The sequence below is a fragment of the Clostridium sp. KNHs216 genome, assembly GCF_006714885.1.
In the GTDB taxonomy this organism is placed as follows: Bacteria; Bacillota; Clostridia; order Oscillospirales; family Acutalibacteraceae; genus Caproiciproducens.
Genome location: NZ_VFMF01000001.1, coordinates 3,460,199 through 3,483,386 on the forward strand (window position 1 = coordinate 3,460,199; position 23,188 = coordinate 3,483,386).

19 protein-coding genes are annotated in these 23,188 nt (G+C 50.9%); 10 read left to right on the plus strand and 9 right to left on the minus strand.

What is annotated here, in order from left to right; genetic code table 11:
* Nucleotides 1-40: 40 nt before the first annotated feature.
* Together pgk and LY85_RS16595 are read right to left on the minus strand one after the other, a co-directional pair.
* Nucleotides 41-1,234, minus strand: coding sequence for a phosphoglycerate kinase (gene pgk, locus LY85_RS16590; RefSeq protein WP_141827555.1), 1,194 nt, complete (start codon nt 1,232-1,234; stop codon nt 41-43).
* A 130-nt stretch (nt 1,235-1,364) separates the two neighbouring features.
* Nucleotides 1,365-1,865, minus strand: coding sequence for a tRNA (cytidine(34)-2'-O)-methyltransferase (locus LY85_RS16595; RefSeq protein WP_141827556.1), 501 nt, complete (start codon nt 1,863-1,865; stop codon nt 1,365-1,367).
* A 115-nt stretch (nt 1,866-1,980) separates the two neighbouring features.
* Here LY85_RS16595 and LY85_RS16600 point away from each other — a divergent pair, with 115 nt between their 5' ends.
* The gene (locus LY85_RS16600; protein WP_038323089.1) at nt 1,981-2,163 is read left to right on the plus strand and encodes a hypothetical protein; all 183 of its coding nucleotides are present in this window, start codon (nt 1,981-1,983) and stop codon (nt 2,161-2,163) included.
* A 78-nt stretch (nt 2,164-2,241) separates the two neighbouring features.
* Here the strand turns inward: LY85_RS16600 and LY85_RS16605 are convergent, their stop codons facing one another.
* The 7 genes from LY85_RS16605 to LY85_RS16635 all read right to left on the minus strand — a co-directional run bounded on the left by LY85_RS16605 (nt 2,242) and on the right by LY85_RS16635 (nt 9,738).
* Nucleotides 2,242-3,486, minus strand: a complete 1,245-nt coding sequence (locus tag LY85_RS16605) for a type II secretion system F family protein (RefSeq protein ID WP_141827557.1) — start codon at nt 3,484-3,486, stop codon at nt 2,242-2,244.
* A gap of 17 nt (nt 3,487-3,503) precedes the next feature.
* Entirely contained in the window at nt 3,504-4,547 is a 1,044-nt protein-coding gene (locus LY85_RS16610; protein WP_141827558.1) for a PilT/PilU family type 4a pilus ATPase, read from the minus strand.
* Nucleotides 4,548-4,558: 11 nt separating this feature from the next.
* Entirely contained in the window at nt 4,559-6,235 is a 1,677-nt protein-coding gene (locus LY85_RS16615) for a GspE/PulE family protein (protein ID WP_207705558.1), read from the minus strand.
* Between the two features lie 11 nt (nt 6,236-6,246).
* Entirely contained in the window at nt 6,247-7,023 is a 777-nt protein-coding gene (locus LY85_RS16620) for an A24 family peptidase (RefSeq protein WP_141827559.1), read from the minus strand.
* A complete protein-coding gene (locus LY85_RS16625) occupies nt 7,020-7,586 on the minus strand; it encodes a hypothetical protein (RefSeq protein WP_141827560.1) in 567 nt (188 codons plus the stop codon). Before LY85_RS16625 ends, LY85_RS16620 begins: the two co-directional genes overlap by 4 nt.
* Entirely contained in the window at nt 7,583-9,175 is a 1,593-nt protein-coding gene (locus LY85_RS16630; RefSeq protein WP_141827561.1) for a hypothetical protein, read from the minus strand. Before LY85_RS16630 ends, LY85_RS16625 begins: the two co-directional genes overlap by 4 nt.
* Before the next feature lie 146 nt (nt 9,176-9,321).
* Nucleotides 9,322-9,738: a prepilin-type N-terminal cleavage/methylation domain-containing protein gene (locus LY85_RS16635; protein ID WP_141827562.1), complete on the minus strand. Its 417-nt coding sequence runs from the start codon at nt 9,736-9,738 to the stop codon at nt 9,322-9,324.
* A 251-nt stretch (nt 9,739-9,989) separates the two neighbouring features.
* Between LY85_RS16635 and LY85_RS16640 the strand changes: the two genes are divergently transcribed.
* The 9 genes from LY85_RS16640 to LY85_RS16680 all read left to right on the plus strand — a co-directional run bounded on the left by LY85_RS16640 (nt 9,990) and on the right by LY85_RS16680 (nt 23,141).
* Nucleotides 9,990-11,594, plus strand: coding sequence for a hypothetical protein (locus LY85_RS16640; protein WP_141827563.1), 1,605 nt, complete (start codon nt 9,990-9,992; stop codon nt 11,592-11,594).
* Between the two features lie 7 nt (nt 11,595-11,601).
* Entirely contained in the window at nt 11,602-12,033 is a 432-nt protein-coding gene (locus LY85_RS16645; RefSeq protein WP_141827564.1) for a type II secretion system protein, read from the plus strand.
* Nucleotides 12,030-12,545: a hypothetical protein gene (locus LY85_RS16650; protein ID WP_141827565.1), complete on the plus strand. Its 516-nt coding sequence runs from the start codon at nt 12,030-12,032 to the stop codon at nt 12,543-12,545. The genes LY85_RS16645 and LY85_RS16650 overlap by 4 nt, the downstream gene beginning before the upstream one ends.
* 145 nt (nt 12,546-12,690) lie before the next feature.
* Nucleotides 12,691-14,046, plus strand: coding sequence for a hypothetical protein (locus tag LY85_RS16655; protein ID WP_141827566.1), 1,356 nt, complete (start codon nt 12,691-12,693; stop codon nt 14,044-14,046).
* A gap of 92 nt (nt 14,047-14,138) precedes the next feature.
* Nucleotides 14,139-15,506 carry a hypothetical protein gene (locus tag LY85_RS16660; protein ID WP_141827567.1) on the plus strand — a complete coding sequence of 456 codons (1,368 nt, stop codon included), beginning with the start codon at nt 14,139-14,141 and terminating at the stop codon, nt 15,504-15,506.
* A 38-nt stretch (nt 15,507-15,544) separates the two neighbouring features.
* Nucleotides 15,545-16,798, plus strand: a complete 1,254-nt coding sequence (locus tag LY85_RS16665; RefSeq protein ID WP_141827568.1) for a hypothetical protein — start codon at nt 15,545-15,547, stop codon at nt 16,796-16,798.
* Nucleotides 16,799-17,151: 353 nt separating this feature from the next.
* On the plus strand, nt 17,152-20,208 hold the full coding sequence (locus tag LY85_RS16670) for a hypothetical protein (protein WP_141827569.1): 3,057 nt from the start codon (nt 17,152-17,154) through the stop codon (nt 20,206-20,208).
* Between the two features lie 255 nt (nt 20,209-20,463).
* Nucleotides 20,464-21,855, plus strand: coding sequence for an MBOAT family O-acyltransferase (locus LY85_RS16675; protein ID WP_141827570.1), 1,392 nt, complete (start codon nt 20,464-20,466; stop codon nt 21,853-21,855).
* Between the two features lie 92 nt (nt 21,856-21,947).
* Complete coding sequence (locus LY85_RS16680) at nt 21,948-23,141, plus strand: DHHW family protein (protein ID WP_141827571.1); 1,194 nt, start codon at nt 21,948-21,950, stop codon at nt 23,139-23,141.
* Nucleotides 23,142-23,188: the final 47 nt, after the last annotated feature.

Here is a 23,188-nt window from a genome sequence, read left to right on the forward strand (position 1 = left end):
CTGCCGCATTTTCACGTACAAGCAAACGCTTGTTTTTTATTTATTTGTCGTTCAGGCAGGCGATTCCGGGCAGCTCAAGGCCTTCTAGGAACTCAAGGGAAGCGCCGCCGCCGGTGGAAATATGGGTCATCTTATCGGCAAAGCCGAGCTTTTCAACCGCAGCCGCGGAATCGCCGCCGCCGATGATGGAAATCGCGCCGCTGTTTGCGACCGCCTTCGCAACCGCGACCGTGCCGGCGGCGAAGTTGTCCCATTCGGAAACGCCCATCGGTCCGTTCCACACGACTGTGCCGGAGCCCTGAATGGCCTCGGAGAACAGAGCGGAGGTTTTCGGCCCGATGTCAAGGCCCATCCAGCCTTCCGGAATCTGGTCGGAATCGACGATCTTATGCTCGGCGTCGGGTTTGTATTCCGTGGCGACCACGTTGTCGATCGGGATCAGGAATTTAACGCCCTTTTCTTTTGCCTTCGCCATCATGTCTTTCGCCAGTTCGACCTTGTCGTTCTCGCAGATGGAAGTGCCGATGGAGTAGCCCAGCGCGTTCATAAAGGTGTAGGCCATGCCTCCACCGATGATGAGGGTGTCGACCTTTTCAAGCAGGTTTGTAATTACGCCGATTTTGTCGGAAACCTTCGCGCCGCCCAGAATGGCGACGAACGGACGCTTCGGGTTGCTGAGCGCGCCGCCCATGATGGTGATTTCCTTCTGGATCAGGTAGCCGCAGACCGCGGGAAGGTACGCCGCTACGCCCGCTGTGGAAGCGTGGGCCCTGTGCGCGGTGCCGAACGCGTCGTTGACGTAGATTTCCGCCAGAGAGGCGAGCTGTTTTGAAAATTCAGGATCGTTCTTTTCTTCTTCTTTATGGAAGCGGACGTTTTCGATCAGTTCCACTTCTCCGTCTTTCAAGGAGGCGGCTATGCTTTTTGCGCTGTCGCCGATGACGTCGGAAGCCATCTTTACTTCCTGACCAAGGGCCTTGGAAAGGTATTTGGCAACAGGTGCGAGGGAGTATTTCATGTTGAATTCGCCCTTCGGGCGGCCCAGGTGGGAGCAGAGGATTACCTTTGCCTTGTGACCGATTAAATACCGAATGGTCTTCAGCGCCTCATCAATACGCTTCGGATCGGTGATATTGCCTTCCGCATCGAACGGGACATTGAAGTCGCAGCGGACCAGCACCCGTTTTCCGGCAACATCAATGTCCTCCACGGTTTTCTTGTCGAGATAATTCATGCATAGCACTCCTTTATATTATGATAACAGAAAATACGATTTACCTCCGCTATTATACAATAATCCGTCGATAAATTCAAGCATATTGCGGGCCGAATCGGCCTTTTCCGGAAACTTTGTTAAAAAAGTATCACCATTTATATTCCCTTAATTGCCCTTTGCACAAAAGTTCCGGATACCCCCATTGCCGCAGCACCTCGTAAACGCCCACCGCCACGGAATTGGACAGGTTCAGACTGCGCGCGTCGGCATTGTCGATCATCGGGATGCGGACGCAGCGGCCGGGGTTTTCATACAACAGATTTTCGGGCAGCCCGGCCGTTTCTTTGCCGAAAAAGAGGTAACTGTTGTCGGGGTACCGGATGTCCGAATGGATTTGCCGGGCCTTTGTTGAAAAGAAGTAGAAATTACCCGAATTTTTACTGAAAAAATCGGAAAGGCTATTGTAACAGGTAATATCCAGCAGGTGCCAGTAATCCAGCCCGGCGCGTTTCAGCTTTCTGTCGTCAATCTGAAAGCCCATCGGCCCGACAAGATGCAGTCTTGCTCCGGTTGCGGCGCAGGTGCGGGCAACGTTGCCGGTGTTTTGCGGGATTTCCGGTTCGACCATAACAATGTTCAGTGTTGGCATGGGAGACTCCTTTATTCAAAAAATTTGGCATTAATTTTCAAATATAAACGGAAAGAAAGAGGGGATGATATTGAAAGGCCCAGGTTCTATATTTTCAGTCGGGAGGTTTTACGTTATGTACAAAGAGACGATGGGATTTGTAAGGGGAGTCGGCACCGGTATGGTAGCCGGCATCGCAGTTGCCTCTATGGGCAGCAAAATGATGAAAAACAACCGTAAGCTCAGACGCAACGCCAATAAAGCCATGCACGCGGTAAACGGCATGTTTGACGACGTACAGGGCATGTTTAAACAGTAAACGGCGGTATTTTTACAAAACAGCAAATTTCCAAAGACATCGGCGGGGAATACCCCGCCGACAGTTGTTTGACCGGCTTTATCCGCCGGAGATGACGCTGTACATACTGAACATGGGAATAACGATGGAAATCACCACGGTGCCGACAATGACGGCGATAATGATCGTCATCGCCGGTTCCAGAGCGCTGGTCAGCCGTTTGGTAGCTTCGTCCGTCTCCTCTTCGTACATGGACGCCATCTTGTCCAGCGTTTCAAACAGCATCCCGGATTCCTCGCCGACCTTTATCATGGAGACGAGAAGCGCGTCGAAAATCGGGAATTTCGCCATGGAGGCGTTGATGGCGGAGCCGAATTTTACCTCGGAAATGATCTGTGTCAGCTGCTCTTTCATAAAGCGGTTCGGAATCACGTCGCGCGAAATTTCAAGCGACTTTACGATATCCACCCCGGATTCCACCAGGGAAGACATGATGCGGCACAACCGTGCGATATACGACTGGCGCAGCAGCGGCCCGACCGCCGGAATCCGCAGGATCAGCCTGTCCACCGCGGTGGAAAACGGAGCGGATTTCTTTTTCAGTATCATAAAGGAAAATACGAGGACAAAAACCACCAGCAGGATCAGATACCATCTCGTCATCATAAACGAGGAAAAGGACATGACGAATCTCGTAATGGCCGGCAGGTCGGTATTGAATTCCTGAAAGATATTCGCGAAATTCGGAAGCACGAACACGTTCATCACGATCATCAGCAGCAGGGTGAGACACAGAAGGAAAATCGGGTATCCGGTCGCGCCCTTCAGCTTGGCGGTCAGTACGATTTCCTTGTCCAGAATTTTTGCGCAGCGTTCAAACGCGGTGTCCAGCCGCCCGTCCGTTTCGCCGGACTGGATGATGTTGGTGATGATTTTCGGAAAAGCCCTGAATTTCGACATGGCCTCGGAAATCGGGATGCCGGTGTACAGGTCCCGGTTCATTTCCTCCAGAATCCGCTTGACCTTTTTGTCTTTTTCCCCGCTGATCAGCACCTCCATGGCCATGGAAAGGGATACGCCGGCCTTCATCATAATCCCCATCTGGTTCATGATGGTGAGAAGCTTTTTCTTTTTGATTTTCGCCTTGTGAATGTCGGAGCCGGTGATTTCCATCTCCCAGATCGAGGTGGGCTCCGCTTCCGCTTTGCCCTCGCCGCCCGTCAGGGAAAGCGCGGTCAGGCCTTCGCTCTGCAGCCGGGCAATCGCGTCGGCCTTGCTGTCGGCGTTGAGAAAGCCGCGGGATTTTTTATTTCTATGGTCAACCGCCGTATATTGATACCGCAATAAAATCCCCTCTTATGTCATGAATTTCGCGTGGCGGCATCAAAGCCGAATTCCCCGGCGGTGCCGCTCGTGATGATTCCCCGCCGCAGCAGGTCGTCGACGCTGCGTTCCAGTGGAATCATTCCCTGGCTGATCCCGGTCTGGATGGACTGGGAGATGTTGGCCGTTCTGCCCTCGCGGATCAGGTTGCTGATCGCGGAGTTGATAAACATCATTTCAAAGGCGCCGACGCGACCCCTGCCGTCTGCGGTGGGCAGCAGGCGCTGGGAAATGACGCTTTTCAGCACCAGGGAAAGCTGCGTGCGGATTTGCTGCTGCTGCTGGGGAGGAAACACGTCGATCAGACGGTCGATGGTCTTGGCGGCCCCGATCGTGTGCAGCGTAGAGAGCACCAGATGTCCGGTTTCCGCCGCGGTCACGGCAATCGAGATCGATTCCAGGTCGCGCATCTCACCGACCAGAATGATATCCGGGTCCTCGCGCAGAGCGGCCTTCAGCGCCCGCGCGTACGAGACGCTGTCCGCCCCGATTTCCCTCTGGTTAATAATGCTGTTTTTCGGAGTATGCATATATTCGATCGGGTCCTCGATCGTAATGATATGGCAGTGCCGGTTTTTGTTGAATTCGTTGATGATGGCCGCCAGCGTGGTCGATTTTCCGCTTCCGGTCGGGCCGGTCACCAGCACCAGGCCGTCCTGCAGCTCCAAAATCCGGCTGATGGAAGCCGGAAGGCGCAGCTCGGAAATTTCCGGCGTCGCGGCGTTGATAATGCGCATGACCAGTGTTTCGCCGCGGATCTGATGAAACGCGTTGATACGGAACCGCCCGCACCCGCCGATTTCCGCGGAAGCGTCCATATCGCCGGTTTTCAGGAATTCTTCGTATTTTTCGTGGGAAAGGCACTGGCGGATCATGCCGTCCACCTCTTCGGGCGTCAGCGCGGGAACGTCGAGAAAATGCATTCTGCCGTTGATGCGGTAAGCGGGACGGTTATTGGCGGACAGGTGAATGTCCGAGGCGTGTCTTGCAACGCCGTCCGAAACGATTTGTAAAAAATCCATACTAGCAAGCCTCACATTTGCAGGGAGTAAACTTCCAGCATTTCCCGTACGGAGGTTTTTCCCTCTATTACAATTCTCCTGATATTTTCGTCGAGCGTGATCATGCCCTCATGAACGGCGGTTTCCCGGATCTGGTCCGTGCTTTTTCCGTTGTTGATGCAGGCTTTGATTCCGGTGGAAACCGGCATGATCTCATGAATGGCGGTTCTGCCCCGGTAACCCTTGCCGCTGCAGAAGCTGCAGCCCTTTGCCCGGTACAGCTTCTGCCGGGTATCTTTGGGCAGCCCCAAAAGCTCCAGCTCGTTTTCCTCCGCAAGATATTCCTCTTTGCAGTGGGGACAGAGGGTGCGCACCAGCCGCTGTGCGATGACGCCCAGTACGGAGGAGGACACCATGTAAGGCTCCACGCCCATGTCGATCAGGCGGATAATGGAGCTCGGCGCGTCGTAGGTGTGCAGCGTGGAGAGTACCAGATGCCCGGTGATGGCGACGCTGCTGGCGATTTCCGCGGTCTCCGTGTCGCGGATTTCGCCGATCATAACGACGTCGGGGTCCTGGCGCAAAATCGAGCGCAGCACGGCGGAAAAGGTCAGGCCCGCCTTTGCGTTGATGTCCACCTGCGTAATGTTCGGGATAATCATTTCTACAGGATTTTCGACGGTGACAATGTTGATATCCTCGCGCATGATTTCTTTCAGCGCGGTGTAAAGGGTGGTGGATTTCCCGCTTCCGGTCGGGCCGGTCAGCAGGAGGATGCCGTGATTGTTTTTCAGCAGGGAGTTGAATTTTTCAAGATTCTCCGGCAGAAAGCCGATCTCCTCCTTCACAAGGGAGAAGCTGAGCGCGGTCGTGATACGGATGACCACTTTTTCGCCGAATACACAGGGCAGGACGGAAATTCTCATGTCAATATCCTTGCCGCCGATCCGGTAATTGATACGGCCGTCCTGCGGGATGCGCTTTTCGGCGATGTTCATGCCGCCGATAAACTTGATGCGGGAAACCACCGAGGGAATCAGCTCGGCGCTGGTTTCCATATAAAGGCTGAGCCGCCCGTCCACCCGGAAGCGGATGCGCATGGATTTCTCCTCCGGCTCGATGTGGATATCGCTCGCCTTGAGCAGGACGGCCTGCTCGATCATATTGTTGACAAAGCGGATGATCGGCTGGTCCGTTCCGGTCTGGCCCTCAAGCTGGTCCAGCGGGATGTCCGGCTGGGCGGTGGAAAGCTCCCGCGCGGCGGCAAACGCTTTCTGGGTGGTATACAGCTCACGGATTTTCGTTTCCAGTTTCTCGCGCTCCGCGATGACGGGATTCACCTTTAACTTGGTATAGATCCCGATATCGTTGATCCCGTTGTAATCCAGCGGGTCCGCGACCGCCACGGTCAGAATGCTGCCCGAACGGCTGATGGGGACGATCAGATTGGAGCGCGCCAGTTCCTCCGGTACCAGCGACGAAAGGGAAGGGTCCACGCTGACGGAGGAAAGGTCCAGGTAGGGAATGGAGAGCTGCTGTTCCAGCGAACGGATGATCTGCATTTCCGCCAGAAAGCGGTTGTCGATCAGAATCCTTCCCAGACGCACATTGGTGCCCTTCTGCCGCTCCAAAGCCTGCTGGAGCTGTTCCTCGGTGAGCACCCCGGAATTGATCAGAATCTGTCCAAGCTTCAAATTCGTAATTTTCATGATAGGCTCCTTTACATATTCAGCAAAGACATGTACCAGACGGCGAAGGACTCGATCTGGCGGTGAAACGCCATAAACAAAAGCAGGCTGAGGCACAGATACGGCCCGAGCGGAAGATAGAGGTTTCGTATCGGCCGCCTGCGCAGCAGCAAAGAAACAATGTAGAAAAACGCAAGGAAAACGGTCATCAAAAATACGAGGAAGAAAGAAGGAAAGCCTGTCAGTATTCCCGCTGCGGCGAAAAGCTTGACGTCGCCGAAGCCCATCGCCTCTTTTCTGTAGGCGATTCTCCCCACGACGGCAAACAGAAGCATCAGGATCAGCCCGGCGGCCGCTCCGTAAAGGGGGGAAAGCCAGCCCGTGTGGAACAGGCGGGTCCCGCTCAGAAGATCGTAGCCGGACACGGCGGCAAAGATCACAAACAGCACCAGCGTAAACTGATCGGGAATAATGAAATATTTACTGTCCGCCGCCGCAATCATCGGCAGGACGACAGCCGCGGCGCAGAAGGCGAAAAAGAAAAAGAGATCGCCTTTATATTGCAAATAAATCAGGATGAACGACAGGGAAAGGGCGACCGCTATCCAGATGCCGTGCGGCTTGAAAAAGAGCCTTTTGCGGGAAAGGTCCTCTCCCGGCTGCTCGTCGTAGTCGCAGAACCATCTCGCGGGCAGCGCGTTGAACAGCCCTACGCTGAGGTTTGCCAGTACGGCCGCGGCAGGGATGCAGAACAGACACACAACGGCGTCGTAAACGAGCCCGGCTTCCGCTGAATTCAGTGAGATCATTGCTTGGCGCCCCCGGAAAAATAATACAGGGTCATGGTGAGCACCGCGTCCACTTTTCCGGTACTGTCCGGCCCCGCGTATTTGACGCGATTGACGAGGTAGACCCCTTTGGATTCGTTTTCAAAATAACCGACCAGTGCGGGCAGCTGCGTCTGGGTACACAGGACGTTCAATTCAACGGACGCCGTGTAAAGCTGTTGTCCGCTTGCGGCTGTTTTGCCCTTTTCGGCCTGTTCCGGGCCGACATCGATGGTTTTCAGCGTGACTCCGGAGGAACCCACCATTTTTCCGATATCCTCGGCGACATTTTTTCCCGTTACCGCCGTATCGGCTTTCTCTTCATTCAGCTGCGTTTTCAGACCGTCTATTTTCTGCTGCAGATCGCTGAACCGGGCCGACTGCAGCTCATAGGTCTGCAGCTGTTCCAGATTGCCGAGGTGCTCTCCGTTCAGATCGGAAACCTTCTGGTTCAGGGGGAGAAAGATATAGTTTACATAAAGCAGAAGCACCAGGGAAAAACCGAACAGATAAAGCAGGACGCCGGATACTTTTATACTTTTCATTGCTGTCCACCGTCCTTACTGCCCGATGCCAGGGGGGTGAAGTCCTTTACGCTGAGGGAAACGCTGCAGGTGCACAGGCCGTCGGAGCCGACTTCGGCCCGGAACGGAACGGCAATTGCAAAATAACCGCCGGACTCCACCTGACGCTTGACGGTCAGATAGTCGCTGTAATTTGCGGTCGTAAAGGTAAGAGAGACGGTGCCGGTCATATTGTCCAGCTCACAGCTGTCCACCGATTTTGCTTTTGAGGTGATCTGGCTGATCAGACGGTCCGTGATTTCTTTCGCGTTGCTTTTGCCGGAGGGAAGCAGCTTCTGGTCGCTTTTCAGTTTGGAAAGCTGCTGCTCCAGTTCGCTCTGTTCCTGTAAAAGGGCTTTTACCGGCAGATATTTCAGGTCGCTCAGGGAGAGCTTGTCCTGCGCCTGCTGTTTCAGCGCGGACAGGTAAATAATCGGTTCCAGCGCCATGATCCCGACGGCGAGCAGCGTGATGACGGCAAGCACGGCCACGTTTGCCGCGCGCGTGCCCGATATGGATTTTACCAGAAGCAGGAAATCGATATCTTCGGCCTTTTTGGTGGCCAGAATCCCCGCGGCGGTGAAGAAGGCGGCGGGCTGGAACCCGGCCCTTTTTGCGGCCGCGTTGACGGCGGGCAGGGGAACGGAAAGGGAAGCGATATTTTCAATCGGAATATCCAGTTCCAATCTTGCGCAGAATTCGTCAAATTTAGGCACAATGGAAAGGCCCCCGCACAGAATCAGCCGGTTCAGTTCCAGACGCTCGCTGGAAAGAACCATGCGGATATTGCGGATGGCCTCGCTGACGCTGGCGTCCAGCAGATCGGAAATCTGCCGCGCCGCGGCTTCGTCGTTTTCCACGGTGAATCCGTAGGTGGTCACGCTTCTGACCGCGTCGGCAAAGGACACCGAGCGGTTTCGCATGATGATTTCGACAATGTCGTCGAAAACCGTTTCAAAGGTTCTCTGAAAAACGGGCATCCCGTTTTGAAAAAGGACAAGGCGTGTTTTTGCGTAGTCAAAATCAAGCAGGGCGATCGTCTGATCCCGTTCGGCCGGAATCGATTTGCCCGCGTGTAATAATCCGCTGATGGGCGGAACGATCTTCATGACGTGAAGGCCGTATTTGGAAAAGGCTTTCCGAATGTCCCCGAGCAGCTTGGTTTTTACCGCGAAAAGGGAGCTTGTCAGCTTGCCGGTGAGCGGGTTCACACGGTTGTACTCGTAGTTCTGGATCATATAGCTGTCCACGCCGTCCTGAAGCACCGTTTCGGCTTCCAGCCCGGCCAGGGAAAGCAGGTCTTTCTTTTTACACGGAAGGTGCTGGTACTCTTTGCTGACGATGGAATCGTCTTCCAGACAGAAAACAATTTTGTTGGTTCCCATGTTTGCGGAGTTCGCGCACTCCCGCACATATTTCGCCAAAGCGGAAAGATCGTCGCCTGTTTTGCCGTCGCGCATGCTTTCGGGCAGCTCAAAACACTGCGGCAGTCCGAAAACCGGTTTTCTCGTATATTTTACCCACGTCAGGTAAAGCGCCCTGCGGGTCGTTTGCAGCAGAATCACGTTCAAAGCGGCTGACACCACACTTTACTATTTCAATTTCCGATACGTTTCTATTATACAATATCCTATTATTTGCGGCAATCGGTTTTTCATGTGTACAGAACAAGCCCCGGTTTCCCGGGGCTTGCAAAGAATATCAACTAAGCTATTAGTTATGATAAAATGTCAGATAATTTTGTCGCATTTTTCAGTGCAGTATATCCATCTGAGGTTTTATGCTTAGAATCACAATACACTTTTTTGTCTTTAAAGGTCCACGCTTCTCCAGATTTTCCTGTGTCGTCAAAATCAATCCCGGTAATCCCATACGCTTTCAATACATCTGGAACGGTATCGTCCGCATCAACACCTGAAGGCGCTGTTTTGGCTTCAATTTCTGCATCGGCTGTTTTCAGTGCCAGTTCCACCGTCTGTGCGTTGGCCTTGTCAACATTCTCGTTTGCGGTTTTGATGACGTTGCTGACAGTTGGGATGGCGATGGCCGCCAAAATGGCGAGGATGGCGATGACAATGACGAGCTCCACAAGGGTAAAGCCTTTTTTATTTGTTTTTCTCAGGGTTTCTACCATGTTCGTTCTACCTCTTTTTTGTTTAATTTTCAGTGAAAAAGGAAAAATAAGAACCGCTTCTATCTTTTATATCCTGATTATAAAGCCGATTGTTTTTTCTGTCAATAAACTCTGTTCAATTACAAAAAAATGTTTTTTCCCGCAGCCATTTTTTTCATAAAATATCAAAATTCGCCATTCGCTGAAAATTCTTGCGCTCTTCCCGCAATCAGGCTATAATCAAGATGATTCTGAAAGTGAGGTGCGGACGGATGAAAACAGGTTCCAAACGGGGCGCTGCCCTTGCATATGTCATCGTGGTTTCGGCGGCGCTGATGATTTTGGCGTCCGCTTTGGTTTTCAGCGCCAAATTCAATCTGGATTCCGCCACGAACAGCCTGGAAGGCCGTCAGGCCTACCTCGACGCAAAGTCCGCCATAGAGTACGGCCGCGCGTATGTACTTCAGAATCCCGACGCCGGCAGTTTCACCATCCTGAAAACCTCCGAAGATTCGGGCTTTAAAATCGGTTCCGGGGAAAACGCGGTAGCTGAGTACGACAGCACCCGTAAGCTGATTAAGGCCAGCGCAAAGTACCGTTCCTCCGACCGCGTCAGGAAGCTGGGCTACCAGTTTACGACGGAGGAGAATGGGGGAAGCGGGGGAAGTGGCCTGCCGTATTCTTTTTTAGCGGTAGGTACTCAATTTGGTTCCCAGAACGGAATGGTGTGGCTATTTCATGACAATGGTGATTATGTGGGACAGGGCTCCATAGCGTTTCCTATTGTAGCTACCAAAGCTGCAATTTTTCAGGGAACTCAGATGATGGATGCTCCGGAGGTTAATTTTATAGGAAGAAAAGAAGAAATGGATACCTATAACTGTTTCTTTTCTAATAACTGGGATAATGCAACAACGTTAAAAGCAGATTTTATTGGTTTTGACGGAGATATCGTTGGCAAGGCATACGTACAGTCGGATACGCCTAAAAACGGGTTTCCAAATCCTCCTGAACTTTATATAAAATCCAAAACAAATTCATCCAGCGTTATTGTGCGTTTTTCAAGAAAGCTGAAAATTGAATTTGTTGATCCCAGCAATAAGCTTATGACGGACTATACCCGAGCGAAACCTGTAGAATTTGAGGCCGGATATTATAGCTTTCCCAATGGTACCAATCTGTTTGATTTGGAAACTATAAAAAGTAAGGCTACAAAATTAACAGAGGATGAAGTCAAGGAAGTATTACAGCAGTATCAGACTGCGCGGTATACAAATGCCGACATCCCTACGATATTATCAAGTGAGTCAATCAGTTCAGTACGGTGGACGAGCGATGGAAAAATGGAGAATACCAATCCGACCGCTATTTCGGCTGAAAATGCGACGGTTTTTTTATGTGCGTCACAATTTTTGTATCAAGGCGGAAATGTAGTGAAATTTATAGCTCCTAATATTGTTTTTCAATGGAATAGTGGGAGCAGTATGGCTGTTTCTTTCAATTCTTATGCCACTGTATCTTTCCAGGTAAAGAACATCTCTATCAATATGAAAAATAATTATGGAAATCCACCAATTGAGCAAAAATACAATGAATCTCATTTCTATATTTTAAATTCAGAACACGAATCGCCGATTATCACTTTTGTTACCGATACCACTATTAAAACATCAAAGGGTACGATTACAATCGACGCCGGGGTGTACCGAATCGGTGACGATAATCGGGTAGGAGGAACTGTGAATCCTTTTAAAATCGATTTGTTCGATAAAGATTTAGAACTCGAGAAAATTGCCGATATAGGAGAATCCGGCGGCTCGGGCTCTGGCGGCGGAGGAACGGAAATTACCGGGGGTGTTTATACCGATGGGGAATAGGATGTTTTTGAATTTCAGGAGCAAAAAAGGGACGACCATGGTGGAGGTCCTCGCCGCGGTCGTGATCTTGGCGCTGGTCGTTACGGCGGTGCTTTCGACGATCGGCTTTTCCCAGCGGACGATCCTTTCCAAAAGCACCGAAAGCGGCGCGGCGGCTCAGGCGCAGGAAATCGCGGATGCTCTCATTACGAAGCTGCACGGCGCGGACGCGGATTCGCTGAAAACCGCCGAGGTTCTCGGGGCGAAATATGTGGAAAACGCGGATTTCCCGGACCCGTCTTCCTCGGATGATAAGCAGTTCACCTTTATTCCCGTGGAAAAGGACGCGGACGGCATTGAGGGCTATCGAATCAAAGCCGCCGTCTATTTTACGGACGGCAGCGGCAGAAAATGCGTGCAGATGACCGCGTTTTCGGCAAAGGACGGTGACGCGCCATGAGGAAGCTGTGCGGCAGAAAGGGCATGACGCTGGTGGAGCTGATTATCGCGGTGGCCTTTACGGCGATCGTGATCGCGGCCGCGTGCGCCGTGCTGTTCCTAGGCGGCGATTTTTTTAAGAGCGGTACGGTAAGTGCCTCCAACCAGCAGAGGGCGGCCCTCGCGGAAACCTATATTCAGCGGTACGCGTCCACCGCTTTTGAGATTTCTTCGTCAAAGGGTTCGGATGCGGGCGTTGTGTTTACGCTTTCCGACAATATGCTGCGCGTAACGAAGCAGGCGGCTGACGGCGCGTCTTCGGAGGAGCTTGCCTCCATTGACGGAATCGGGCGCGTGGAATTTCAGGTGGAAGGGACTCTTCTTTCCTATACGATTGTATCGCAGGACGGAACCTACCGGCTGGCGGGCGGAACGGTCCTGAATAATTGTACCGGCGGTGACGCGGCTGACCTGACCGGAAACAGGGAAGAATGCCTTTTTATGGATCTCACCGCTCCGACGTCCTCGGATTGATTCCGGAACTTTCGCAATTTCGGTAAATTATCGAAGAATTTCTATTTCCCTCCCAGGGTGAATATGCTATAATATGGTAAATAATACCAAAAAATGATGATTTAAAAGGAAATTCATAGTATCATCGTAGGTTGGGAGCAGAAATATGAATGCGAAAAGCATGAAAAAGGCATTGCTGTTTAATGATTTTCTAACATCTCTTTCAGGGGAACCGCTTGAAATAAAGTATAAGCATCTGGCACGCATTTTTCACGTTTCGGAATCCACCGTTTCCAAGCTGAGGCATGCAAAGCTGAACAAGATGCCGTCCGCAATGCACCCCGATGTCATCGGCGCCGGTTTTGCTCAGGGAGTGGTACAGTCGTTCGCACCCTCCGGCAGCACCGTCAGGCGCTTTTCGGCGTATGCGCGGATGATCTGCGACAGCTATCTGATTTCCGAAAAGCTGGAAAACGCGGCGTCAGCCCTGGCCGCAGCGGTATCTGTAGACGACGATGCCGCAAAAAAGCTGTGCCTGGCTGAGATCCCTCAGTTTATCCGCTGCTGTTATGAAGAGGCCTACGCCAATTCGGAAATGGATTTTTCCGGCAGCATGGTCTCCCGGTGCTCGGCGCAGACCGACATCCTTTATCAGAAAATATGCGATGTCATTAACCGCGACACCTTCGACGACGCGAAGCTCAGGCAGCTTTTAAATGTGGTGTACGCGGCGAATATCCGCCGCCAGATCGATACCGTTGCCGACAGAAGGTCCGTGGTGGACCTTGTTGACAGGTTTGTGCAGAATCAGGCGGGCGAACCGTTTTACAATTATGTTCACCGTTCGGAAGTGATTTCCATCTCTGAGGATGCCGCGCAAATGGTTCGCACGATCAAAGGCCGCCAGCAGATCGTGCTTCAGACGCTCAGGCCGCAGGAGATTGTCCTGCGCCAGTCGCTCAATCATTATGTGGATATGCCCGATGAAGAAATCATCAGAAGTACCTTCCGGAAGTTTACCTGTACCATTAACCACATTCCGATTGTGAAATATCTCAATATGCGTGAAAACGCGCATTATACGAGCGCGGAGCAGTTTTTGACCGTCAGGCAAGTGCACGATCATATCGGCGGGACCACCAGTACCGAAATGGATTTTCGGTTCCGTCTCTATCCGGGCGTGGCGGGGGAAACCGTGAACATTTCTTATGAATACTGCTTTATTACGCCGTTTATTGAAAATATTTCCTGCAATTACAGCTTTTCTCTGTTTTATCCCTGCAAATTTTTGGAGCATGAATTTGCCCTTGACGAGAAGACAAAGAAAAAATGGGGGATTCAGGTAAAGCTCTTTACCCCTATGACAACCAGCGCCTGCACTTCTGAGTGCTCGGACGAACTCATTGTTCAGAGCGGGGGAACCAGCGACCTGAAAAGGATTACTTTTTATGACTGGGCCATGCCCGGGACCGGCTATTTCCGCAATCTCTACGAGCTGAAATATGCCGGCGGCAGGGAGTGAAAAACAACTATGGCCAATTGCCCGGTACCTATTGCATGCGCCGTGCATTATCATATATAATAGAAACAACTGCATGAGAGGGAGGCTTTCGGATGTTTTATACGGTCTGTTACAGACGGTATGACGGCAGTGCCCAAAACAGTGCGGTTCTTACGGAAGTACGGCGCGGCTATCTGACGACCCGCAAAAGCAAATCGGGCAAAACCGGCGGCTGTTTGGCCGGAATGGAGTTCACCGTCCGCTATAAAATCAGCTCCGGAAAGTTTTCTTGGAGGATGACAAGCGGAAAGACGGTTCTCCAGAAGGCATATCGTCAGAAATACGGCTATTACATATTGATGCGCAGCGGCGCGGGGGAAACCGTCAGCAAAGCCCGGTTCGACAGAGGCCACACCTGGCTGCAGACTGCCTATTACTCGGGAAATACGTCCAGCCCGGAGGCGGTTTTAAAGCCGAAGGAGGGAAATGACGGCCTCGTTTTGCTTCGCCTGATTCCGGAGACGGGAAGATACGCGCGCGTAGAGCTTTTTCCAAGCGAAAGCTGCGGCGTAACCGCCCGGCAAAGCCTGGTGAATGCCATAGCCGGAGAACCGGAGATTTACGCGGAAACCGACGGGGGAGGCTTTTTCTACTGTCCGTTAAAGGAAACGGAGCGCCGCATGGCGGTGATGAAGGACCTGAGCGCGGGAAAAGAAAGCGCGACCCCCCAATGGCCCGATCCCGATCAGGATAAGAAAGAAGAAGCGGTTCCTTTTGTCTATATTGAAAACGACCAGCCTGCTGCTCTTCAGCCCGGACGGGAATCGGAAAAACCGCTGGCTGCGGCTGAGTCGGTTCCGGCTGAGTCGGTCCCGGTCGAACCGGATTATGCCGCGGACCATGAACTCTACAGCACGGAGGAGCTGCCCGCGCCGCCAGAGCCGCCGACCCGCTATACGGTCGCCGGAAAAGGGCTGAACGGGGGACCGCAGGTCAGCGACGATCTTCCCCTGCGTGTGAAGCGCGGCACGAAACGCATCGTCATCAGTGCGGAAGAAAGCTATACCTATTTCGGCAAGGTGATCGACGGGCTTCGGCAGGGGCGGGGGCGTACCCAGATGCACGACGGCTATACCGCCTATGAGGGGAATTACCTGAATGATAAGCGCGACGGCTTCGGCGCGTATTATTATAAGTCCGGCAAAATCTGTTATGTGGGCGGCTGGAAAGCCAATAAGCGCGACGGGGTAGGGGTATCCTACAGCTCCAGGGACGGTTCTATTTTCGTAGGACGGTGGAAAGACAACATCCCCACCGGCAGCGGAGCGGCTTTCGACGCGGAGGGACGGCTGATCTACACCGGGGAATGGAAAGACGGCCTGCGCCACGGGCACGGTACGGAATACAATCAGGATGGGGAAATCGTCTTTACGGGCGAATTCCGTGAGGATCGGTATTATTCGGGATATAAGCATATTTAGGATTGATTGCTTGGACTGAGGGTGTGGAAATGCGGAGTGTGGAATTGCATCAAATGAACCGCGGCGAATGCATAGTGCTGCGCGGGGCGGAGAAAAACATTCTGATGGCGGACTGTGGGGAAACGGCTTTTGGCGGTGTTTCCGGCCTTATGAAGCGGTACGCGGGCATGACGTCCCGCAGCTTCCTGCTGACCCACTATCATAACGACGGGCTGCGGGCGCTGGACCGGATTCTCCGGGTCAATCCGAACTATTTTCACAGGATCTATCTGCCGGTCTCTCCCTGCGATAAAAAGGGGAAACCTCTGATGCTGGAATTTGCGCTGTTTGCACATGTGTTCCAAAAACAGGAGGAAGAAATTTTTGACCTGAGCACCGCCGTGCTGAGGCTTTTTCCGGTTCTCGCGGCGAAAACAGGGGCGGACCGTATTTTCCCTTTACAGGCGGACCGGAGTTTTCGCTTCGACAAAGTGGACTATGACGTGCTGTGGCCTGCTGTACAGGCATTCCCGTTTACAGACCTTTTTTCATCGGCGGTTGAAAGTATGAACGTCTGTCTGTCCTCGCCGTTCCTGCCCGCGGCGGCGCAGGAATTTCTGCGCCTGAAGGAGCAGTTTTGCGCCGCATACGCGGCCTGCTGCCGCACTTCGCCGGTGGAACAGGTAAACATCGACCGCATGGCGGAACTGTATGACAGGATAGGAAAGCTCGCTCCGCAGCTGCGGGAGCTGCCCCCCGCGCAGGATATCGCGGAAATTCTTGGCCGCCCGACCACACGGACCGCATACGGGTTTGAATGCCGCGCGTCGGGCGTGATTTTCCATAACCGGCGCAGCAGCGAGGCCAGCATCGACGACATCCTGATGACCGGCGCGGCGGAACCCGAGAGCATGGACGCGGTGTCCGGCCGTCTTTACGACGGTTATTATATCTTAAAAGCGCCCCAGCACGGCGTTTCCCGCGCGTGGAGCCATATTTTCGGGGAAATCAGCGCTTCGCATATTTTAATGACCCATGGGAATCCTATGGAAAATGAATCCATTGCAAGTGAATATATCGATCTGCCCGCCATCCGTCACTGTACGGACTGTACCGGCTGCCCGTGGATGCAGGGCAGCGGGTGCTCCTGTAACCGGTTGAGCTGCTGCTACGAGCTGTCTCCCCCCGGACTGACGATCAAATGCCCCTGCTGCCGGGACCCGGAAGCTGCCGCGCCCTGCGGAATTCTGGTGATTTCTCCCACCCGCGCGCCTTCGTGTCTATGCGACGGAAAACCGGCAAATATTAACTGATTGTGAACAATCTGGAAAATTCCGGTGCATCATTTTCCTGTTGTTCCAATGTTTTCCATCGTTTTGGGGAAAGATGGCTTGAATACTGGAAAATCTTAAGGGAATGTGCAAATTTTATTGAAAAATATGTCCAATATCTACTTGACATTGATTACCAAATATCTTATAATCCAATTAAACATATGAGCGGTAGTTGCGGCTGCGGCTATGTCAAACGCATCATTGGCAGAGTGTACCGCAAAATTGCTGCGAGTCAGGGGAGAAAATCTTAACACCCATGGCGAACATGTATGTTAAATTCTCATAGCACACGCAAATACGCAAAACGAACTATTTTAAGGAGGACAAAAAGGATGAAAAAAATCACAGGAAAAGTTGTTTCTCTTGTGCTTGCTTTAGCACTTGTAGTTACCAGCTTTTCGGCAAACTTCGCTTTCGCTGCCAACAAGAGCGTAAGCGGCACTGTTAGCAGTACCGACAGGGACGAGATTTATCTCGTAAACGGCGGTGGCGCTAATGATTCTATCGATGATATTGCCACGAATGTTATTAAGCCAGAACTTGACACCAAAGATCATCAGGATCTGGATGATGATGTTGAGATCGCGGCGATTTCCCATGTTTCCGGCGACAATCTGGTAAAATGGGAAATTGATGATGACGAGGGCGACGCAGATTTGACTGTTAAGTCCGATACAAAGACCGGCAAAGAAGTCCTTTCTATTCTGTATGAGGACACCTACAACAACGATGACGGCGACACCGTTACCGTAAAGGCGAGAAAGAACTTTACCGTTTATGTTTTGGACGAGGATTCCCTTGTTGTTGGCAAGACTTATACTGACGTGTCCGAGCGTACCGGCAAAGAGTTGGAAGCTCCTGCTACCTTGGCGCAGACCAAAGGCAGCGAGCGCCAAATCAATGTTTACAAGGTAACCAAAGGTGCCGATGCAGAGGCTGTTTACGAGGCAGTAAAGGTTACGACCACTAAGGAAGCTGCAGATGTAGATGCTGTAAAAGCTTCTCTTACTTTAAACAGCGCATTAACTGTAACGGCTAAAACTGCCGGTGCAGCTGGAAATGACATTACCGTTGCAATTACTGAAGACGGAGCAGCGAGTTCTGTTACAGCTACTTTGACTGGCAACGCAATTGAGGTTAAAGGTAAGACAGCTGACTTAACAGCTTCAGCCGTAAAAGATGCTATTGATGCTGAGGCCTCTGCTAAGGTCGCAACAACTGTAACAGAGGGCGAAGAGGACACACTGATTGTGCCTGCTGCGGCTGCAAACTTAGCGGACGGCGCTGATGCAGATGATGATGTTGCATTAACCGCTGCTGCTTATCTTGAACTGTCTAGCACAGAAAATGTAAAGATTAAAGAGGATTTGAGCGCTATTGATGGTTCAGCTGCTGCTATTACTCTGGTTTCCGGAAAAAGGAACAGCGCGGGCGCTTTGACCAACGATGCTGCCGTAACCAATTTCACAATTACTGTGAAAAAGATTGACGACGGCGCTGTTTCTAAAGAATCCGACGACAAGTACACCTTGAAGACGAAAGTCGAAAAGAAAGTTGACGCTACCCAGCTGCTGAAAAATGCTGGAGCAACTCCGGCTGGCAGTGAAAATTATACCATTTCCAAGGATTCGGGAAAAATCGTTATCAGCTCAGGCAATTATGAGCCAACGACTAACGTAAAAGATTCTGAGATTGTATTCGCTACGACAGGTACGGTAAGTGTTGATGAAGGCTCTGTCAAGAAAATTTCCGGTACCGTTGGTTCCGTCTCTGTCAATGATGACGCTACTGTTGGTTCGATTGATCTTGACGAAGGTGCTGTAACTGTTGACGGCGGTAAAGCCGGCGACATTACCACTGATGGTACTACCGGTACTGTGACTGTTAACAGCGGTAAGGCCGGCAACATTGACACATCAGATGCAACAGCTGACGAAGTTACAATTTATGCCGGTACTGTAGGCACAATTGAAACGGACGACGGTACTGTTACAATTGATTCTACCGACGAGGACGAGGCAGTTTCGACCGGTAAAATCACGGCTCCCACGGTTGATGCTTTTGCGGAAGACGCAAAAGTTTCCATTAACGGCATCAAGGCCAGCGACGACGGCACCTTTACCTTTAAGGGCACCGATCTGACTCTTGGCACTGTTGATTTTGATTATCGCGAGACCAATGTTGTCTTTGGTACGGACGATGATGAGTTTGTTGGTACTCTGACGAATCCTGCAAACGCTAAGAACGCAAAATTCAATACAGAGAATGAAGACACCGACGTTACCGTAAGCGGTACGATCACTCTGGATTCTATCTCTGTCGGTTCCGATTCTCAGATCACCTTTGACAGCAACGTAACCGTTGATACGATTGACGGCGACGGCGCTATGAAGATTGCAGCCGGTAAGCTTTATGTAACCGGCAGCGTTTCCAGCACAACCTTGAAGCTTTCTGACACAACTCTGGCTCCTGGTACAACCGTTTTCAAGGCGGATTCCGATACTGTTGATGAGGATGACTTTGAGACTTTCGGCTTTACACTTGACGTATCTACCGGAAACGAAGTTGATACCTTCAAGATTAAGACTCTGAATTTCGCGGGCCTTGCAATCAACAAGACTTCTTCCAAGATTGCAAAGGGCTATTCCGAGACCTTCACAGCTTCCGCTTATCCGACCGGAACATCTCTCCCGGTTGGTGCAACCATTAAGTGGGAACTTGACGGCGGCAGCGACGATGTCTTCACACTGACAACTACTGGCAATACTGCCAAGGTTGACATTACAGGCATTGATACTGACTTTGCTTCTGAGAATACCACAACTCTGACCGCTACTCTCTACGATGAAGACGGTTATGAGCTCGACGATTATGATGCGGCTACCTGCAAGATCACTGCAATTGCTGTTCCGGAAGCTACTTCCGACACAACGAAGGACTTCTCCGTTGCGAAGGGTTCCGCTTATCAGTTCAAGATTACTTCCGCAACTGCTCCGACCTTCACAACCGGTACTGCCGGTGTCTTCTCTGTAGCGCTCGCTTCCGTTAACGGCAACGAATACTTCTACAAGATCACCGCAATCGGCAATGTTGGCGCTTCCACTGGTATCTACCTCAACGGCAATAAACTCCTTGTTGCTACTGTAAAAGCTCCTGCTTTCACAACTGACACAACCAAGGACGTTACCGTTAAGGGTGCCTATACACTGAAGGTTACTGCCGCTGCAACACCGACCTTTGCTCTCGGTACCGCAGGCGTTTTCAAAGCAGAGTTCGTTTCCAAGACTGGTAACGATTATCTCTACAAGATCACTTCTGTTGGCGCAGTTGGCGCAAAGACTGGCGTCTATGTAAATGGCGTTAAGACTTTCGTTGCTACTGTTGGCTAAGTAATCTATTGCACAGACTCTTTTAATCAAATTATTACTATCTCAACAAAATAAGTATAGTTGTATTTGCGTAGCGGCGGTTTGGGCGAAAGCCCAGGCCGCCGCTTTGTGCTGTTTTTTAAAAACTGAATATCAATTGGGGGTTAGCGACGTAATTATATAATACTTTGTAAGGATTGTTTCTTACTGTCACTTGAAAAAACAGGCGGGATAACGTAAAATAGAAGTATTATAAAAACGCAGGGGAACGGTAAAATGATATTCAGCAGTTTATTTTTTATTTTTGTTTTCTTACCGGTGGTTTTGATTGTTTATTTTCTTGTACCGCGCAAGTTTAAAAATTTGTGTCTGTTTCTTTTCAGCCTGGTTTTTTATGCGTGGGGGGAACCCGTCTATGTCTTCCTGATGCTTTTTACCACAGTCTTTGATTATATTGCCGGGTATTTTATCAGCAAATATCGTGATGAAAAGAAAAAAGCCCGCGTTTTTTTAATTATCAGTATTTGTGTCAATCTGGGATTGCTTGGCTTTTTTAAATATTCCGGGCTACTGGTGGAAACCTTCAATTCGATTTCCGGTTTTTCCGTGCCGCTGCCCGCGGTGGCCTTACCGATCGGTATTTCCTTTTATACGTTTGAATCGCTTTCCTACTCCATTGATATTTATCGCGGGGAAGCGCCGGCGCAGCGTAACATCATTGATTTCGGTGCGTATATTTCATTTTTTCCACATCTGGTTGCCGGCCCGATCGTACGCTATGAAGATTTGGCAGAGCAGCTGCAGAACCGGCAGGAAACGCTGGAGAAATTCACCTCCGGCGGCAGACGGTTTTTGGTTGGCCTCTTTAAAAAGGTGCTGCTGGCAAACAACCTCGCAATCCTTGCCGACAAAGTGCAGTATTTGGGGAATCCCACTACGCTGACCGCCTGGCTCGGCGCGCTGGCCTTCACTTTCCAGATTTATCTTGATTTTTCCGGTTATTCAGATATGGCGATTGGCCTTGCCGGTATGTTTGGCTTTAAAATTCCTGAAAACTTTCAGTATCCGTATATTTCCCGCAGTGTTTCAGAATTTTGGCGCCGCTGGCATATTACATTGGGAACCTGGTTCCGCGAATATGTTTATATCCCCCTTGGCGGCAACCGCTGCTCTACGATGAAAAATGTCCGCAACCTTGCGATCGTCTGGGTGCTTACCGGAATCTGGCACGGCGCCAATTGGAACTTCGCCATGTGGGGCGCTTATTACGCGGTTCTGATCATCTGTGAGAAGCTGTTCCTTCAAAAATGGCTTGACAGGATTCCGGCGTTCTTTCAGTGGTTATATAGCTTTTTAGCCGCGGTGATCGGATGGGTATTCTTCTCCTATCTGGACATTGGAAAAGCGTTTGGGGTGCTTGGAGCGATGTTTGGATTCGCACCCGGCGCGGACAAGCTTGGCGTCTATTCTTTGGTCACCTGTGCGCCTCTGCTGATCATTGCGGCGCTCTGCAGTTCAACATTGATTGCTAATTTGACGGAAAGGCTTCGCAAGAGCGGAACGCCGGGGAAAATCATCTGGAGCCTTGGTTTTATCTGTCTTTTTGTGATGTCAATGACCTTTTTGATCGATAATTCCTACAATCCGTTCCTGTATTTTCGCTTTTAATGAGGATTCCATTTTCTATTCGGTCAGCCGGACAGAAAGTCGATTCCCACAATATCATGATAAGAATTGCATCTGTATTTTAAGGGGATAACATGAAATTATTTCTGAATATAAAAGAAAATAGTAAGAAATGTGAGATCGAAGCCGTCGTTGTCACAATGGTTCTGCTAGTGACGATCCTGATCGGTGCCATGTACCTGATCTTTGCTCCGAAACAGGATTTTTCAGAAGACGAAAACCGTGTGCTGGAGTCAGCCCCAAAAGTGACGCTGGCCTCCCTTGCGAACGGTTCCTTTATGGATTCCATAGAGAGCTATGTCGGCGACCATTTTATGTTTCGCAAAGCATCGATTGCGCTCAACACCCGCATCCAGCTGATGATGGGGAAACGGGACCTCGGTTCCAACTACGGGCAGACCCCTGCGGAAGGCGGTGTATATTTCGGAAAAGACGGCCATCTTTATGAAGTGCTTTTGCCAAATCATACCGATACTTTTGCACGCAATGTGGCGGCAATCCAGCTCTTCGCGAAAAACACGGCTCTTCCGTTCTATTTTATGCCCGTGCCTTCCGGCGCGCAGGAGCAGCAGGACAGGCTTCCTTTTTCCGCGCCAAGTCATGACCAGCGTGAGGAATTGAACACCATTCAGGCCGGTGCGGGCGAAAATACAAAGGTAATCGATCTCTTTGATACGCTGAGTGACCGGACAGGAGACGATTATTACTATAAGACAGATCATCATTGGAACACTTTCGGCGCCTATAAGGGTTATGAGGCGCTTGTAAAGGCCATGAATATCCAGCCGACTCCGCAGGAGGATTTTGATTTTGAAGCGGTTTCGGATTCCTTTCTGGGAACGCTGTATTCCAAAGCGATTTTGACCACGCAGGAGCCCGATGTGCTGTATCTGCCGGTATATAAGAAGACGGCTGCACTGACACAGCAGACCGGCAAGCAGCAAAGGGACAGCCTTTACTGGAAAGAATACCTGGAAAAGAAAGATAAATACTCCGTATTTCTCGGCGGCAATCACAGTGTTGACGTCGTAAAGAACTCCGCAGTGAGCAACGGCAGGAAGCTGCTGATTATCAAGGATTCGTATGCGAACAGCATGGTGCCCTTTTTGGCGACAAATTTTCAGGAAATTCATATTATCGACCCAAGATATTACAATCAGGATATTTATGACTATATTCAACAAAATGCAATCACAGATACGGCTGCGGTCTACAGTATTAAGCAGCTTTGTGATGTATTAGTGGCAAATAAGTTGAGTGTACGGTAAAAACAGTGATTGACAAATCATGAAAAATTGATACAATATTTTTAGTC